The organism is Streptomyces sp. SD15 (assembly GCF_054462255.1).
The window spans coordinates 39532-55554 of record NZ_JBTLMO010000041.1 but is presented as its reverse complement, the minus strand read 5'-3'; the positions used below and the strand labels follow the sequence as shown (position 1 = coordinate 55554).

The window sequence follows — 16023 nt, the reverse complement described above, 5'->3', positions numbered from 1 at the left end:
CGCGGTCCGGTTTAAGGTCCACTCTCATGTCGTCTTCGGGGACCAATCGCGGGGCCGCCGCCTGGGAGCTGCTTCTGCCGGCCGCTTCGGCGCCGCCGCGCGCGCGTGGCCGCACCCTGCAGGCCGCGTTGCGCGAGGCGGTCCGCTCGGGTCGGCTCGCGCCGGGCACCCGGCTGCCGTCCAGTCGCGAACTCGCCGCCGATCTCGGGGTGTCGCGGGGGCTGGTCACGGAGGCGTACGAGCAGTTGACCGCGGAGGGGTACCTGCGCAGCGACCGGGGCGCCGGGACCTGGGTCGGCGGCGCCGTCCGGGCGGCCCACCCACGCGCGCGTGATCTCGCGCCGCGCCCCGCCCCGGGCCGCGCCGACTTCCGTCCCGGAACACCGGACCTGTCCCTGTTCCCGCGCGCCGCCTGGGCGGCCGCACAGCGCGGAGTGCTCGCCGAACTGCCGCACCACGCGCTGGGCTACCCGGATCCGCGCGGCCTGCCCCGGCTGCGCACCGCCCTCGCGGAACTGCTCGCGAGGCGCCGTGGCGTGGTCGCGGACCCGGAGCGCGTCGTCGTGGTCTCCGGGGTCGCACAGGCGATGACACTGCTCGGATTCGTGCTCCACGCGCGCGGGGTGCGCGAGGCCGGTGTCGAGGACCCCGGAAGCCCCGAGCACGGCTCCCTGTACGCCTCGGCCGGCATCGGCGCCGTACCGCTGCCCCTGGACGAGGAAGGGCTGGCGACGGGACCGCTGAAGGCGTCGGGGGTACGTGCGGTGGTGACGACGCCCGCCCACCAGTTCCCCTCGGGGATCGCGTACTCCGCGCGGCGCCGCGCGGAGCTCCTGGACTGGGCGCGCTCGGTGGACGGTCTGGTGATCGAGGACGACTACGACGGGGACTTCCGGTACGACCGGCAGCCCGTCGGAGCCCTGCAAGGGCTCGACCCGGAACACGTCGCCTACACGGGGTCGGTCAGCAAGTCGCTCGCGCCGGGGCTGCGGCTCGGCTGGCTGCTGGTACCGGCGTCGCTCGCCGAGGAGGTCGTCGAGCGCAAGCGCACCATGGATCTGGGCAACCCCGTCGTCGACCAGGCCCTCCTGGCCCGTTTCGTGGAGCGGGGCGACTACGACCGGCAGTTGCGCCGCTGCCAGCGGGCCTACCGGGAACGCCGCGACGCCCTCGTATCCGCCCTGGCGGAGCACTTTCCCGGCACGGAGGTGTCCGGTATCGCGGCGGGTCTGCATGTCATCGCCGCGCTGCCCGAGCGGTACGGGCCACCGGACCACTTCCTCGAGCGGGCCGCTGCGGCCGGGGTGGCGGTGCGTCCGCTGACGGACTACGGGCAGACGGTCGACCGCGGTGGGGTCCGGCTGGTGCTCGGGTACGCCCACCAGTCCCCCGCGCGGATCCGCGAAGGCGTACGGCTGCTGGCGGAGGCGGTGCGTTCCTGAGGCACCCGGGTGGGTCGCCCCAGCGCTCGGGCGCCCGCCCGAAGTCGTACACCGGTCCCTTGTCCTCGGGGCAGTTGTTCATTTGTGGTTTGCGTGTGCGCTGCGGCGCACCAGTAGTTGTGGCCTTGCACCCGGCCGAATCCGTCCCTGGAGGCGCATTCATGTCAGACCGTCCGCAAGGCCCCTTCCCTGGTCGGCGCAGCGTGCTGCGCGGCTCTCTCGCCGCGTCGGCGGCACTGACCCTGCCCGCCACCCTCGGCGCGGCCCCGGCGTTCGCCCTGTCCGGACGCCCTAAGGCAGGTTGGGGCGTCCAGACCGGAGACGTGACCGCCGACTCCGGCCTGGTGTGGGTCCGTTCCGACCGCCCGGCCCGGATGATCGTCGAGACGTCCGCGACCGAGTCGTTCCGCAACACCCACAGATGGCATGGTCCGCTGCTCGGCGCGGACACGGACTTCACCGGCACGACGCGGCTGCGCGGGCTGCCCGCGGGGGAGCAGATCCACTACCGCGTGCTGCTCGCCGATCCCGACGACCCCAGGCGCACCGGCGAGCCGGTGTCCGGCACGTTCCGTACGACGCCGGCCGGGCGGCGCGGTGGGGTGCGCTTCCTGTGGTCCGGCGACCTGGCGGGGCAGGGCTGGGGCATCAACCCGGACCTCGGCGGCTACCGGATCTACGACGCGATGGCGAAGCTCGACCCGGACTTCTTCCTGTGCAGCGGCGACAACGTCTACGCCGACGGGCCGATCGCGGCGACCGCGGCGCTGCCCGACGGCAGTACCTGGCGGAACATCACCACCGAGGAGAAGTCCAAGGTCGCCGAGACGCTGGCCGAGTTCCGCGGCAACTTCCGCTACAACCTGCTGGACGAGAACCTGAAGCGCTTCAACGCCCAGGTGCCGTCGATCATCCAGTGGGACGACCACGAGGTGCGCAACAACTGGTACCCGGGCGAGGTGATCACGGACTCGGACCCGCGGTACACCGAGAAGAGCGTCGACGTCCTGGCCGCTCGGGGCCGGCGCGCGTTCAGCGAATACTTCCCCCTCTCGACGCTGCCGCCGGGCAGCAAGGACGGCCGCGTCCACCGGGTCATGCGGCACGGTCCGCTCCTGGACGTCTTCGTGCTGGACATGCGCACCTACCGCAACGCCAACTCTCCCGACAACCAGACCACCGATCCGCAGGGCATCCTCGGCGCCGAGCAGTTGGAGTGGCTGAAGCGGGAGTTGTCGCGGTCGCGTGCGGTGTGGAAGGTGATAGCCGCCGACATGCCGCTGGGCCTGGTCGTGCCGGACACGACCGAGGGGAAGCCGAACATCGAGGCGGTGGCGCAGGGCGACCCGGGCGCACCGCTCGGACGGGAGCTGCAGATCGCCGAGCTGCTGCGGTACATCAAGCACCGGCGGATCACAGGCACCGTGTGGCTGACGGCCGATGTGCACTACACCTCGGCGCAGCACTACCAGCCGTCGCGGGCCGCGTTCACTGACTTCGAGCCGTTCTGGGAGTTCGTCTCCGGCCCCCTGAACGCCGGTGCCTTCCCGGCGAACACGCTGGACGGCACGTTCGGTCCGGAGCGGGTGTTCGTGAAGGCCCCGACCGCCTCGAACGTCTCACCCGCCGGTGGCTACCAGTTCTTCGGCGAGGTCGACATCGACGGCGACAACGGCGAGTTGACGGTACGACTGCGTGAGCAGGACGGCAGCGTGCTGTTCACACAGGTGCTGCAGCCGGGACGAGTGGGGCAGTAGTCCGACCGTACGGCGGTGACGCGGCATTCGGGTCGCTGCCTCCCGTACCCTCGACGCGTCGGGCCGCGCACCGGAGTCATCCCCCGGTGCGCGCCCGCTTCGCCGTGCAGGTACGTAACCAACCCGGTCCAGCCGAGGCAAAACACTCGTAAAAAGAACTGCAAAAGGTGCAGAACGACACTTTACCGATCAGTCACAGACCGTTCGCGATCACGCAACACCGCTCCTTCACAGTAGGTGCATGACTCGAGGCATGTCAGATGTGAGCCGTGCACGGCACGGTCGCCCCGTCCACCACTGGCGGCGGGACGTTGTCGAACTGGCCGCCCTGTTCACGGCGGTCGCGGTCGCGGACGCCGTCGCCAACCTGATCGGGCACGGCCCCGACGGGCCGGCCCTGCTGGTGATCTCGGCCGCCGTCCTGGTCGCCACGGCCGGGTTCCACACATGGTGGGCACGGCGCCACGGTCACGCACCGCCGGCCGACGATACCGGTACCCGGCCGCTCGTCGACGGGCGAGCGGCCGGGCCGTCCGAGGAGACCGCGGCGGCACCGAAGGGCGTCGCCGCAGCGACGGTGCTCTGGCGGATGCGGACGACGGTGAAGGACGAGCCGGGTTCGCTGGCCGCGCTGTGCACCGCGCTGGCGCAGCGACAGGTCGACATCCTGAGCCTGCAGGCGCACCCGCTCGCGGAGGGCACAGTGGACGAGTTCCTGCTGCGCGCGCCCGCGGAACTGGCCTCCTCCGAGATCACCCGCGCGCTGTCGCAGGCGGGCGGCAAGGAGACCTGGATCGAGCGGGCCGATGCCCACGACCTGGTGGACGCGCCGACGCGGGTACTGGGCCTGGCCACGCGAACAGCGCTGGACGCGGCGGAACTGCCCCTCGCACTGAGGCAGTTGCTCGGCCGGTGCACCATTCGTTCACTGCCCGCCAAGTCCCCGGGGTCCGGCCGAGCGGAAGAAGACGCTCCGGTCGAGGGGGCGCTCGAGGACACGGTGATGCTGCTGCGCGCGCCGGAAGGCGGGGTGATCACCGTGGAGCGGCCGTATCTGCCGTTCACACCGACCGAGTTCGCCCGGGCGCGGGCGCTGGTGGAGCTGGACGCGCGGCTCGGTCCGCGCATGCCGCGCAGCCAGGACATGCTGACGATGTCGGAGGGCAGCGCCATCACCGTGCGCCGTGCCGATGTCTCCGACGTCGAGGCTGCGACGGCGATGCACGAGCGCTGCTCACCGCGCACGTTGACCATGCGCTACCACGGGCCGGTCGGCGACGCGGACCGTTACCTCAAGCACCTGCTCAGCCCACGGTTCGGGCGCACCCTCGCCGTGCAGACGGCGTCAGGGCGCATCGTCGGGCTCGGCCACCTCCTCTGGGACGGCGACGAGACGGAGATCGCTCTGCTCGTCGAGGACGACTGGCAGCGGCGCGGTATCGGCAGCGAACTGCTCGGCCGTCTCGTGACGATGGCCGTCGAGGCGGGCTGCGAGAGCGTGTACGCCGTCACACAGGCGTCCAACACCGGCATGGTCGCGGCGATGCGCGGCCTGGGCCTCCCTCTCGACTACCAGATCGAGGAGGGCACCCTGGTCATCACGGCCCGCCTGGACGCGACACCGGTGACGTCCCGGCTGCCGTACGACCACGGCCAGGGCCAGGTTCAGGGCCGGCGCGGCGCGCGGATCGTGCGGGACCAGTGACATCCGGCGGCCCCGGGCACCTAGGGGGTGTCGTTTGGATCACCCCGGGTCCGCGACGCCTGGCACGGCACCTCGCCGCGTTGTCGCATCACCCGAGTACGCCCAGTACGCGGGTCATGCTCCGCCTTGCGATGCACCGCACCATGCGCCGCGGCCTGATCCGAGGTGATCCAAACGACACCCCCTAGCCCGGGGCCGCCTCCGCCCCGCTGGTGGGGCTGACGCGGCACCCGTCCTCGTACGAGGATGTCCGCATGTCAGAGACGAAGAGCCCGCTGCCCCGCGAGGTCGCCGACGCCTATGTCGACGACCTCGTCGCCCTCGATCCGGTCCTCGGTACGTACCTCGGTGTGAAGGAGAGTTCCGGCAAGCTCCCAGACCCTTCGCCCGCGGGCCAGGAGGCCGTCGCGGAGCTGGCTCGGGCGACCCTCGCGCGGCTCGACGAGGCGGAGCGCCGGCCGGGCGCGGAGCGTGACATCGAGCGCCGCTGCGCGCGGCTGCTGCGCGAGCGGCTCACTGCCGAACTGGCCGTGCACGAGGCCGACGAGGGCCTGCGGTCCGTCGGCAACATGCACACCGCCGCGCACTCCGTGCGCCAGGTGTTCACCATCACGCCGACCGAGACGGACGAGGACTGGGCCGCGATCGCCGAGCGGCTGCGTGCGGTGCCGACCGCGCTGGCGGGGTACCGCCAGTCGCTCGCCCTCGGCCTGGAGCGCAAGCTGTACGCGGGCCCGCGCCCCACCGCGACGTTCATCGAGCAGCTCACCGAGTGGTCGGACACGGACGGGCAGGGCCGCGGCTGGTTCGAGGACTTCGTGTCGGCCGGCCCCGACTCCCTGCGCGACGAGCTGGACACGGCCGCCCGTACGGCCACGGGGGCCCTGGTGGAACTGCGGGACTGGATGCGCGACGTCTACGCGCCCACGATCGAGGGCGCGCCGGACACGGTGGGCCGCGAGCGGTACGCGCGCTGGTCGCGGTACTTCAACGGTACGGATCTCGACCTCGACGAGGCGTACGCGTACGGCTGGGCCGAGTACCACCGGCTGCTCGCCGAGATGCGGGCCGAGGCCGAGAAGATCCTGCCGGGCGCCGAGACCCCGTGGGTGGCACTCGCGCACCTGGACGAGCACGGCAAGCACATCGAGGGTGTCGACGAGGTCCAGGCATGGCTGCAGGGTCTGATGGACCAGGCGATCGACGCCCTGGACGGCACACACTTCGAACTCGCCGAGCCGGTACGGAAGGTGGAGTCCCGCATCGCGCCACCGGGCGGCGCCGCGGCCCCCTACTACACCGCGCCGTCGGCGGACTTCTCACGGCCCGGCCGTACCTGGCTGCCCACGATGGGGCAGACCCGTTTCCCCGTCTACGACCTCGTCTCGACCTGGTACCACGAGGGCGTCCCCGGCCATCACCTCCAGCTCGCCCAGTGGGTCCACGTGGTCGACGACCTCTCCCGCTACCAGGCGACCGTCGGCCTTGTCAGCGCCAACTGCGAAGGCTGGGCGCTGTACGCCGAGCGGCTGATGGACGAGCTGGGCTTCCTCACGGACGCGGAGCAGCGGCTCGGTTACCTGGACGCGCAGATGATGCGCGCGGCCCGGATCGTCGTCGACATCGGCATGCACCTGGAACTGGAGATTCCGGCGGACTCCCCCTTCCACCCGGGCGAGCGCTGGACTCCCGAGCTGGCGCAGGAGTTCTTCGGCGCGCACAGCAGCCGGCCGGCGGACTTCGTCGAGAGCGAGCTCACCCGCTATCTCTCGATCCCCGGTCAGGCCATCGGCTACAAACTCGGCGAGCGGGCCTGGCTGCTGGGCCGTGAGAACGCGAAGAAGCGCCACGGTGACGCCTTCGACGCCAAGGGGTGGCACATGGCTGCCCTGTCGCAGGGATCCCTGGGCCTGGACGACCTGGTGGACGAGCTGTCCCGACTCTGACGGCCACCGTCGGCGGCCGCGCGCGAGCCCGGCCGCCGTTCGCCGGCATCTCCACCGTCAGCGGTGGAAGCGAAGGCGGTCGGGCATGTCCGCGTCCGGCACCTTGATCACCTGGTCGCCCTTGCTGTGGGCCCGGGCGGGGTTCAGCAGCCGCAGTCCGCCGCGTCCACCGGCGCCGTCAGCGGGTCCGCCTCGCGCCGCTGCCGCCCCTCCCAGGTCTCGAACTCGAAGCCCTCGCGCACCCAGTACTCGAAGCCGCCGAGCATCTCCTTCACCTGGAAGCCGAGTTCGGCCAGGGCGAGGGCGGCGCGCGTCGCCCCGTTGCAGCCGGGGCCCCAGCAGTACGTGATCACCGGCACCGACCTGTCGAGAAGTTGCCCGGCCTGCTCGGGGATGAGCGCGGTGGGCAGATGGATCGCGCCCGGCACGTGCCCCTGGTCCCAGGACTCGGTGGAACGGGAGTCGAGGACGACGAAGCCCGGGTCGCCACCGGCCGCGAGCGCGCCGGCGACATCGGACACGTCGGCGTGGAAGGCGAGGCTCGCACCGAAGTAGGCGGCGGCCGCGGCCGGGGACGCCGGCGCCACGCGCAGTACGGGGTTCGTTGCATGCACAGTCATAGCCGAAAATCTATGTCCGGTGATCCACTTCCTGAAGGGGCGATCCACGGCATCACTCTTGATCTGCCGGGGATCTCCCTGCTACTCATCGCACATGACCGCGTATTCCCCGGACGCCACCGACTGGCGCATACTCGATGTCCTTCAGCGTGAGGCCAGATCCAGCTTCGCCGAACTGGCCCGTGCCGTCTCGATGTCCGCGAGCGCGGTCACCGAGCGGGTTCGGCGCCTGGAGGAGGCGGGCGTCATCCAGGGGTACGCGGCCGTCGTCGACCCGGAGCGCCTGGGGCTACCGATCCTCGCCTTCGTCCGGCTGCGCTATCCGAACGGCAACTACAAGCCGTTCCACGACCTGGTCGACGCCACGCCCGAGATCCTGGAGGCGCACCATGTCACGGGCGACGACTGCTTCGTCATCAAGGTCGCGGCACGCTCGATGAGCCACCTGGAGGAGATCTCGGGCAAGATCGGCGCCCTTGGCTCGGTGACCACGAGCGTCGTGTACTCCTCGCCTCTCCCCCGACGTCCACTGGGCCGCTGACACCGCCGCCACCCCACCCAGTCCGGTCAGTCCTGAAGGCCCCGCTGCCGCACGACCGACCCCGTTCTCCCCTTCACGACCTCCAACTGGGCGTGGATACGCCGCCGCAGGTCCGCGACATGGCTGACGATGCCGACGCTGCGGTCGCGTTCCCGCAGGGCGTCGAGGACGTCGAGGACCTCGTCGAGGGTCTGGTCGTCGAGGCTGCCGAAGCCCTCGTCGATGAAGAGCGTGTCGAGCCGCACTCCGCCGGCCTCGTCCGTGACGACGTCCGCGAGGCCGAGAGCCAGCGCGAGGGAGGCGAAGAACGTCTCGCCGCCGGAGAGCGTCGCCGTGTCGCGCTCACGCCCGGTCCAGGCGTCCACGACATGCAGCCCGAGCCCGCTGCGGCCACGGCCTGCCCGGTCGTCGGAGTGAACGAGGGTGTAGCGCCCGGACGACATGCGCCGCAGCCGTGCGGTCGCGGCGGCGGCGACCTGCTCCAGGCGGGCGGCGAGGACGTACGACTCCAGGCGCATCTTGCGCTCGTTCTCCGCAGAGGTGCCCGCGGCCAGCCCGGCCAGGCGTGCCACCCGGTCGTACTCCTCGCGCAGCGGCGCCAGGCGGCGTACGGAGGTGGCCGCGCGCGTGGACAGCCGGTCGAGCTCCGCGCAGCGCCGGGCGGCCGCGTCCTGGGCGGAGGCTGCGTCCCGGACCCGTCGGGCGGCGGACTCGGCCGCCTGCTGGGCGGACCCCGGGTCGGCGGGCGGCTGCTGGGCGGCGGCCGCCGTGTCGGCCTCGGCGAGCAGCGCGCGGACCTCCGCCTCCTCCGACTGCCAGGCGTCGAGCCGCCGTTGGAGGTCCCGGTGGGCCGCGTCGTCGAGGAGTGCGGCGGCAGCGGCCAGCGGCGTGTCGAACCCGGAGCGGAAGGCGGCGTCGGCGAGGCGCGCGTCGGCGTCCTTGAGGCGCTGCGCGGTGTCCTCGGCCGCGCGCACCGCGTCCGCGGCCTCGATGAGCAGCTCGACCTGTCGCTCCAGCTGCGCGGACCGCGCGGAAACGCTGTGGGCGGCGCCCCGGGCCCGCGCCAACTCCTCCTCCAGTGACGCCCTTTCCCGGTCGTTGCGGTCGCGGTGAGAGACGCGGGCCGCGGCGCGCAGTGCGGCCTCCTGCTGGGCGGCGACTCGCCGTTCATGCTCGAGCTCGGCCTGCGCGAGACGTTCACGCGCCGCGTGCAGCCCGGAAGCGGCAGCGCGCGCCGTGGCGTGCTGCCGCTCCAACTCTGCGGCCGCTTCGGCGAGTTGCTCGGTGGAGGCGATGCCCGCCGCTGCGGTCGCGGCGGCCAGCGACTCGCGTACGACGCCGAGTCGCCCCTCGAGCTCGGTGGCCTCCTCGTCGGCGCGCTGGTACGCGGCCAGGGCCCGCTCCTCCGTCCCCCGGTCGACGTGCCCGGCGACCTTCCGTGCGGGCGCGGGGTGTTCGGCGGCGCCGCAGACGGCGCAGGGCTCGCCGTCGACGAGACCGGCGGCGAGTTCCGCGGCAATGCCCTTCAGCCGCTGTTCCTTCAGGTCGAGCCAGTGGACGCGGGCGTCCGTCGCGCGTTCACGTGCGGCCAGGGCCCGCGCGTGGGCATCCTCCGTCTCCCTGGCGAACCGGTCGCGCCGGCGGGCGGCGTCGAGGCGGGCCTGGCCGGGATCGCGCTGCACGGCCAGCTGCTCGGCGCGCGCCGCCGCCGCCTGCGCGGACTCGACACGGTCCTGAAGGTCGGCCCGGGTCGCCTCCCAAGTGGCGAGCCAGCTCTCGGCGTCCTGGCGGACGTCGTCGTCGGCGCGCTCCTGACGGTCCAGGGAGGCACGCTCCGCGGTGAGTTCGGTGAGCCGGCGCTCGGCGCGGCGCGCCGATTCCAGGCCGCCCAGCTCCTCGGCCGCCTTGCGCGCCGCCGCCGCGAGCCCGGGCGCGCCGGCTCCGGCGAAGGTCTCCGGCAGGTCGGCACGCACGCGTGCCTCCGCCGCGGCCGCGCGCCGGTGTTCGGCCTCGACGTCGTCGCGCAGGTCGAGCGCGGGGGCCACCGCCTCGGCCTTGCGGGCACGCTCCATCCTCGCCCGCGCCTCCCGGTGGGCGTCGGCACGCTCCTCCAGCCGCGCGGCGCGCTCCCGCGCCTCCGTGAACCTGCGCTGCAGCCGCGCCACTTCCCGTACGTCGTCGAGTACGTGGTCGGCGGCGACCCGCGCGGACTCGGCGGCCGTTTGCGCGGTGCGCGCGACGGTCAGCCGTTCGCGGGCGGTGCTGCGGGCGTGGGCGGCCCAGGTCAGGACGGCGGCGGCGAGGCCGGGGTCGCCGGGCGCGAGCTCGGGCAGCGGCACTTCGACGATGTCCCCGGCAGCCTGTTGCATACGGTGCGCGTCGGCGAGCAGCCCCGTGTCCCCCTCGCGCACTTCGGCCTCGGCCGCGCGCCTTCGCTCGGCGAGGCGCTTCTCGACCTCGGCGAAGCGGTGCGTGTCGAAGAGGCGGCCCAGCAGCTTGCCGCGGGACTCGACATCGGCCCGCAGGAAGCGCGCGAAGTCGCCCTGGGGCAGCAGCACGACCTGGCAGAACTGCTCGCGGCTCATACCGAGCAGCTGGGTGATCTCCTCGCCGATCTCCTGGTGGGAGCGGCTGAGGTCCTTCCAGGAGCCCGCCGCCGCGTCGTACTCGCGCAGCCAGCTCTGTGCCTTGTCGGTCGTCGTGCCCGCGCCGCGCTTCTTGGGGCGGGCCCAGGGCGGCTGCCGGGTGATCTCCAACCGGCGTCCGGCGACGGTGAGTTCGAGACAGATCTCGGTGCGGGTGGCGGGTGCCGCGTGGTCGCTGCGCAGGGTCATGCCCTGGCCGCTCTGGCGTGCGCCGGGGACCGCTCCGTACAGCGCGTAGCAGACCGCGTCGAGGACGGACGTCTTCCCCGCGCCCGTCGGGCCGTGCAGCAGGAAGAGTCCGGCGGCCGACAGCTCGTCGAAGTCGACCTTCTGGGTGCCTCCGAAGGGCCCGAAAGCGGTGATGTCCAGGCGGTGCAGCCTCATCGGCCCCCCTCGAAGTCGCACTCACGTGGTCTGGTCACCGGGCGATCTCCCGTACGGCCTCGTCGGCGCGGACGGCGTCGAACGCGTCCCGCAGCACGGCCTGTTCCTGTGCGTCGACTCCCGCGCCGCGCACATGGGCCACGAAGTCCTCCGCGATCTGCTGCTCGCTGCGGCCCGCCAGTCGCCGGGCGTAGGAGACGTCCGGGTCCTCGGGGGCCCGCTCCGGGTCGAAGGCGAGGCTGAGCGTGTGCGGGAAGCGCTCGGTCAGTCGCGCCATAGGTTCGGCCGGGCGCACCGGGTCGGTGAGGGTCGCCTCGACCCATGCCTCCTCGTGGCGGACCAGCTCCGGGTCGGCGAGCAGTTCCTCCAGCCGGCCACGGATCCGGGCGAGCGCCCGCGGGACGGGGCAGTCGACCCGCTCCGCGCTCAGGGAACCTTCCGGGCCCAGGTCCACCAGCCACATGCTCTTGCGGTGGTCGGCCTCCGAGAAGGAGTACGGCAGCGGGGAGCCGGAGTAGCGGACGCGCTCGGTGATGGTCTGGCTGCCGTGCAGATGCCCCAGCGCGGCGTAGTCGACGCCGTCGAAGACCCCGGCCGGCACGGCGGCGACCCCGCCGACGGTGATGTCCCGCTCGCTGTCGCTGGCCGCACCGCCGGTGACGAACGCGTGGGCGAGGACGACGGAGCGGGTGCCCGGCGCGCGCGTGGCGAGGTCGGCGCGGACCCGGTCCATGGCGGCGGCGAGCACCGCCTCGTGCCCCGCCTTCTCGACCCCGAACTCGTCCTTCACCAGGGCCGGTTCGAGATACGGCAGTCCGTAGAAGGCGACGTCACCGTGGGCGTCGGCGAGGACCACGGGGGTGCCGCACGCCGAGGGCGCGGTCCGCAGGTGGATGCCCGCACGGCCGATGAGCCCGGCGCCGACGCCGAGCCGGCGCGCCGAATCGTGGTTCCCGGAGATCATCACCGTGGGCACACCGAGGTCGGCCAGTCGGTGCAGGGCGTCGTCGAAGAGCTCGACCGCTGCCAGCGGCGGCACCGCCCGGTCGTACACGTCCCCGGACACGACCACCGCGTCGACATCGCGCTCGCGCACGGTCGTGACGAGGTGGCCGATGAATTCGGCCTGGGCACCGAGCATGTTCACCCGGTGGAACGCCCGGCCGAGATGCCAGTCGGACGTGTGCAGCAATCTCAAGAAACCGCTCCGACCTGCACGTTTTCCCTCGCTACGCCTCTAAAACCAGCACGAACCACCACGGGCCCCCCATCAGCACCCACCACGCTAACGCCTATGGGCTCGTGATCCACACGAGTCTCAGCTACGCACCCGCTTCCGGCGCCACATTGCCGGACCACTCCCGGCGCGGGCGGCACACTGGACGCTGCGGTGGAACCCGTCGCCCGCCCGGTGCAGGGCCGGGGCGGGCGACGCGTTCGGGGATGTCAGAGCGACGTCATGACGTGCTTGATCCGGGTGTAGTCCTCGAAGCCGTACGCGGAGAGGTCCTTGCCGTAGCCGGACTTCTTGAACCCGCCGTGCGGCATCTCGGCGACGAGTGCCATGTGGGTGTTGATCCACACACAGCCGAAGTCGAGGTTCTTCGACATCCGCATCGCCCGCGCGTGGTCCTTGGTCCACACCGAGGAGGCCAGTGCGTAGTCGACGCCGTTGGCGTACTGCACGGCCTGGGCCTCGTCCGTGAACGACTGGACGGTCATGACCGGGCCGAAGACCTCGTTCTGGATGATCTCGTCGTCCTGTCGGAGGCCGGAGACCACGGTCGGGGCGTAGAAGTAGCCCTTCTCGCCGACCCGGTGGCCGCCCGCCTCGATCCTGGCGTGCTCGGGGAGGCGCTCGATGAAGCCGCTGACCTGGGCGAGCTGGCCCGCGTTGTTGAGCGGTCCGTACAGCACGTCCTCGTCGTCCGGCTGCCCGGTCCTGGTGTCGGCCGCGGCCTTGGCGAGGGCGGCGACGAACTCGTCGTGGACCGACTCGTGGACCAGGACGCGGGTCGCGGCCGTGCAGTCCTGACCGGCGTTGAAAAAGCCGCCGACCACCAGGTCCTCGACCGCCTTCGCCAGGTCGGCGTCCTCGAAGACCACCGCCGGGGCCTTCCCGCCGAGCTCCAGGTGGACCCGCTTCACGTCCTTGGCCGCGCTCTGGGCGACCTGGATGCCGGCGCGTACCGAACCGGTGATGGAGGCCATCGCAGGGGTCGGGTGCTCCACCATCAGGCGGCCGGTCTCACGGTCGCCGCAGACCACGTTGAAGATGCCGCGGGGCAGCGCCAGCTCCTCCAGGACACCGCCGATGATCTCGGCGATCAGCACCGTGGAGGCCGGGGTGGTGTCCGAGGGCTTGAGGACCACCGCGTTGCCCGCCGCGAGCGCCGGGGCGAACTTCCACACCGCCATCAGCAGGGGGTAGTTCCACGGCGCGACCTGTGCGCACACACCGACCGGCTCGCGGCGGATGATGGAGGTCATCCCTTCCATGTACTCACCGGCCGAGCGGCCCTCCAGCATCCGCGCCGCGCCCGCGAAGAAGCGGACCTGGTCGATGGCGGGGGCGAGTTCCTCGCTGCGGGTGAGGTGGAGCGGCTTGCCGGTGTCCCGGCTCTCCGCGGCGACCAACTCGTCGGCCCGTGCCTCCATCGCGTCGGCGATCTTCAGCAGCGCGCGCTGCCGCACGGACGGTGTGGTGTCGCGCCAGACGGGGAACGCCGCGGCTGCGGCCGCCATCGCCGCGTCGACGTCCGCCGCCCCCGAGAGCGGGGAGGTCGCGTAGACGTCACCGGTGGTGGGGTCCACCACATCGAGCGTGCGGCCGTCCGAGGCATCGGCAAGTACACCGTCGATGTAGTTGCGGAACGTGGTGCTCATGGAACGTCTCTCCTGGTCAGGCGGCGGTACGGGCGGACAGGTGCTCGTGGACGGCGGTCCAGCCGCCGTGGGCGGCGCGGGTGAAGACGATGGTCTCCCGCTCGTGGACCGTCTCCTCACCGGTGTCGGTGGCGACCCGGGTCTCCACGTCGTGGCTGAAGACGGCCGTGTCGCCGAAGTGCTGGATCAGCTGTGCGGACGAGACACAGCCGAGGATGCGGAAGCCGTCCTCGTCCACCCACCGCTGCCACAGCGCGCGGTACTCGGCCGTGGAGCCGAGCCGCTGCGGGGTGGTGTGGAAGACGAAGGTCGCGTCCGGAGCGAAGGCGCCGAAGTAGTCGTCGAGGCGGCCCTCGGCGAAGGCGGCGACGAGCGCGTCCGCGGCGGCCCGGACTTCCTGGACGGTGGTGGTACTCATGCACAGCTCCTGGTCACGGGCGTTCGGCGGCGGGGCCGGAACGCCCGGCGTTCGGTTACGGGGGTGACGGCGAGGGCTCAGTGGGCCACGGCGGTCTCGGTGACGGTCTCCTCGGTGCCGCCGGTGATCGGCGGCACCGGGGCGTCCGACGCCCGGACGAAGCGGGGTCCGGCCGGTCCGTACACGGCGCGCGGCTCGGGGAACAGGGCGAGCAGGGCGAGGTAGAGCACGGTCGCGAGGGCGAGGCCGACCGGCAGCGAGATGTCCGTGCCGCCCGCCAGGTCTCCGAGCGGGCCGACGAACTGGCCGGGCAGGTTGGTGAAGAGGAGCGCCACGACGGCGGAGACGAGCCAGGTGGACATGCCGCGCCAGTTCCAGCCGTGCGTGAACCAGTAGCGGCCGCCGCGCTGGCGGCGGTTGAAGACCTGCAGCGCCTCCGCGTCGTACCAGCCGCGCCGGGTGACATAGCCGAGCGTCATGACGATCATCCACGGTGCGGTGCAGGTGATGATCAGCGTGGCGAAGGTGGAGATGGACTGCGCGAGGTTGAGCGCGAAGCGGCCGACGAAGATGAACGCGATGGACAGGGCGCCGATGAAGAAGGTGGCCTGGACGCGGCTGAAGCGCGTGAAGACGCTGGAGAAGTCGAGACCCGTGCCGTACAGGGCCGTCGTGCCGGTGGAGAGGCCGCCGATCAGGGCGATCAGGCAGAGCGGCAGGAAGTACCAGCCGGGCGAGATCGCGAGCAGTCCGCCCACGTAGTTGGGGGCGGCCGGGTCGACGTACTTCGCAGCCTTCGACGCGATGATCGACGCGGTGGCCAGGCCGAAGAGGAACGGCAGCAGGGTGGCGATCTGGGCGAGGAACGCGGCCCCCATCACCCGGCGGCGCGGGGCCCCGGCCGGGATGTAGCGCGACCAGTCACCGAGGAACGCACCGAAGGAGACCGGGTTGGAGAGCACGATCAGCGCGGCGCCGATGAACGACGGCCAGAACAGCGGGTCGGCGGTGGAGGCGAAGGCTCCCGCGTAACCGGGGTCGAAGTCGCCCGCGAAGGCGAAGGCACCGAGCACGAAGAGGGCCGACGCCGCCAGCACCGCGATCTTGTTGACCAGCAGCATGAACCGGAAGCCGTAGATGCAGACGACCAGGACGAGCCCGGCGAAGATCGCGTACGCGATGCCGTAGGTGACGTCCGACTCGGGGACGTCGACGAGCCGGTGCGCGCCGCCGACGAGCGCGTCTCCCGAGGACCACACCGAGATCGAGAAGAACGCGATGGCGGTGAGCAGGGAGAGGAACGAGCCGACGACCCGGCCGTGCACGCCCAGGTGCGCGGAGGAGGAGACGGCGTTGTTCGTGCCGTTGGTGGGGCCGAACAGTGCCATCGGGGCCAGCAGCAGCGCACCCACGACGAGGCCGAGGACGGTCGCCGCGAGGCCCTGCCAGAAGGAGAGGCCGAAGAGGATCGGGAAGGCGCCCAGCACACAGGTCGCGAAGGTGTTGGCGCCGCCGAAGGCGAGCCGGAACAGATCGATCGGGCGGGCCGTGCGGTCCTCGTCCGGGATCCTCTCGACACCATAGGTCTCGATTTCGGTGATCGAGGTCGTCACGGGCGCTCCACCTTCCGTTCATGCATGGGGGACGATCCCACAGTGTGTGGCCCTGGGATGACCAGC

At 72.1% G+C, this 16023-nt stretch carries 11 protein-coding genes; 5 read left to right on the top strand and 6 right to left on the bottom strand.

Annotated elements, in window-relative coordinates:
- The first annotated feature begins 26 nt into the window (after nt 1-26).
- The 4 genes from pdxR to ACX28W_RS32120 all read left to right on the top strand — a co-directional run bounded on the left by pdxR (nt 27) and on the right by ACX28W_RS32120 (nt 6850).
- A complete protein-coding gene (gene pdxR, locus ACX28W_RS32135; RefSeq protein WP_459003425.1) occupies nt 27-1442 on the top strand; it encodes a MocR-like pyridoxine biosynthesis transcription factor PdxR in 1416 nt (471 codons plus the stop codon).
- A gap of 161 nt (nt 1443-1603) precedes the next feature.
- The gene (locus ACX28W_RS32130) at nt 1604-3199 is read left to right on the top strand and encodes an alkaline phosphatase D family protein (protein ID WP_459003423.1); all 1596 of its coding nucleotides are present in this window, start codon (nt 1604-1606) and stop codon (nt 3197-3199) included.
- 253 nt (nt 3200-3452) lie between these two features.
- Entirely contained in the window at nt 3453-4904 is a 1452-nt protein-coding gene (locus ACX28W_RS32125) for a GNAT family N-acetyltransferase (protein ID WP_459003421.1), read from the top strand.
- 254 nt (nt 4905-5158) lie between these two features.
- A complete protein-coding gene (locus ACX28W_RS32120) occupies nt 5159-6850 on the top strand; it encodes a DUF885 domain-containing protein (RefSeq protein WP_459003419.1) in 1692 nt (563 codons plus the stop codon).
- A 143-nt stretch (nt 6851-6993) separates the two neighbouring features.
- Here ACX28W_RS32120 and ACX28W_RS32115 read toward each other — a convergent pair whose 3' ends face one another.
- Nucleotides 6994-7470, bottom strand: coding sequence for a rhodanese-like domain-containing protein (locus tag ACX28W_RS32115; protein ID WP_459003417.1), 477 nt, complete (start codon nt 7468-7470; stop codon nt 6994-6996).
- 94 nt (nt 7471-7564) lie between these two features.
- On the opposite strand from ACX28W_RS32115, the gene ACX28W_RS32110 reads away from it, so the two are divergent.
- Nucleotides 7565-8011 carry an Lrp/AsnC family transcriptional regulator gene (locus ACX28W_RS32110; RefSeq protein ID WP_459003415.1) on the top strand — a complete coding sequence of 149 codons (447 nt, stop codon included), beginning with the start codon at nt 7565-7567 and terminating at the stop codon, nt 8009-8011.
- A 26-nt stretch (nt 8012-8037) separates the two neighbouring features.
- On the opposite strand, the gene ACX28W_RS32105 is transcribed toward ACX28W_RS32110, so the two are convergent.
- The 5 genes from ACX28W_RS32105 to ACX28W_RS32085 all read right to left on the bottom strand — a co-directional run bounded on the left by ACX28W_RS32105 (nt 8038) and on the right by ACX28W_RS32085 (nt 15957).
- Nucleotides 8038-11040, bottom strand: a complete 3003-nt coding sequence (locus ACX28W_RS32105) for an AAA family ATPase (protein WP_459003414.1) — start codon at nt 11038-11040, stop codon at nt 8038-8040.
- Between the two features lie 34 nt (nt 11041-11074).
- Nucleotides 11075-12238 (bottom strand): exonuclease SbcCD subunit D, encoded by a 1164-nt coding sequence (locus ACX28W_RS32100; protein WP_459003412.1) that lies wholly within the window; start codon nt 12236-12238, stop codon nt 11075-11077.
- Between the two features lie 248 nt (nt 12239-12486).
- Nucleotides 12487-13926, bottom strand: coding sequence for a gamma-aminobutyraldehyde dehydrogenase (locus ACX28W_RS32095; RefSeq protein WP_459003411.1), 1440 nt, complete (start codon nt 13924-13926; stop codon nt 12487-12489).
- Nucleotides 13927-13942: 16 nt separating this feature from the next.
- Nucleotides 13943-14344 carry a nuclear transport factor 2 family protein gene (locus ACX28W_RS32090; RefSeq protein ID WP_459003409.1) on the bottom strand — a complete coding sequence of 134 codons (402 nt, stop codon included), beginning with the start codon at nt 14342-14344 and terminating at the stop codon, nt 13943-13945.
- Between the two features lie 77 nt (nt 14345-14421).
- Nucleotides 14422-15957 carry a purine-cytosine permease family protein gene (locus tag ACX28W_RS32085; RefSeq protein ID WP_459003407.1) on the bottom strand — a complete coding sequence of 512 codons (1536 nt, stop codon included), beginning with the start codon at nt 15955-15957 and terminating at the stop codon, nt 14422-14424.
- Nucleotides 15958-16023: the final 66 nt, after the last annotated feature.

What these genes read in the sequence shown, in the direction of transcription:
- ACX28W_RS32120 (WP_459003419.1), top strand. Translation starts at nt 5,159, where the DNA reads ATGTCAGAGACGAAGAGCCCGCTGCCCCGCGAGGTCGCCGACGCCTAT.
- ACX28W_RS32110 (WP_459003415.1), top strand. Translation starts at nt 7,565, where the DNA reads ATGACCGCGTATTCCCCGGACGCCACCGACTGGCGCATACTCGATGTC.
- ACX28W_RS32105 (WP_459003414.1), bottom strand. Translation starts at nt 11,040, where the DNA reads ATGAGGCTGCACCGCCTGGACATCACCGCTTTCGGGCCCTTCGGAGGC.
- ACX28W_RS32115 (WP_459003417.1), bottom strand. Translation starts at nt 7,470, where the DNA reads ATGACTGTGCATGCAACGAACCCCGTACTGCGCGTGGCGCCGGCGTCC.
- ACX28W_RS32125 (WP_459003421.1), top strand. Translation starts at nt 3,453, where the DNA reads ATGTCAGATGTGAGCCGTGCACGGCACGGTCGCCCCGTCCACCACTGG.
- ACX28W_RS32090 (WP_459003409.1), bottom strand. Translation starts at nt 14,344, where the DNA reads ATGAGTACCACCACCGTCCAGGAAGTCCGGGCCGCCGCGGACGCGCTC.
- ACX28W_RS32130 (WP_459003423.1), top strand. Translation starts at nt 1,604, where the DNA reads ATGTCAGACCGTCCGCAAGGCCCCTTCCCTGGTCGGCGCAGCGTGCTG.
- pdxR (WP_459003425.1), top strand. Translation starts at nt 27, where the DNA reads ATGTCGTCTTCGGGGACCAATCGCGGGGCCGCCGCCTGGGAGCTGCTT.
- ACX28W_RS32095 (WP_459003411.1), bottom strand. Translation starts at nt 13,926, where the DNA reads ATGAGCACCACGTTCCGCAACTACATCGACGGTGTACTTGCCGATGCC.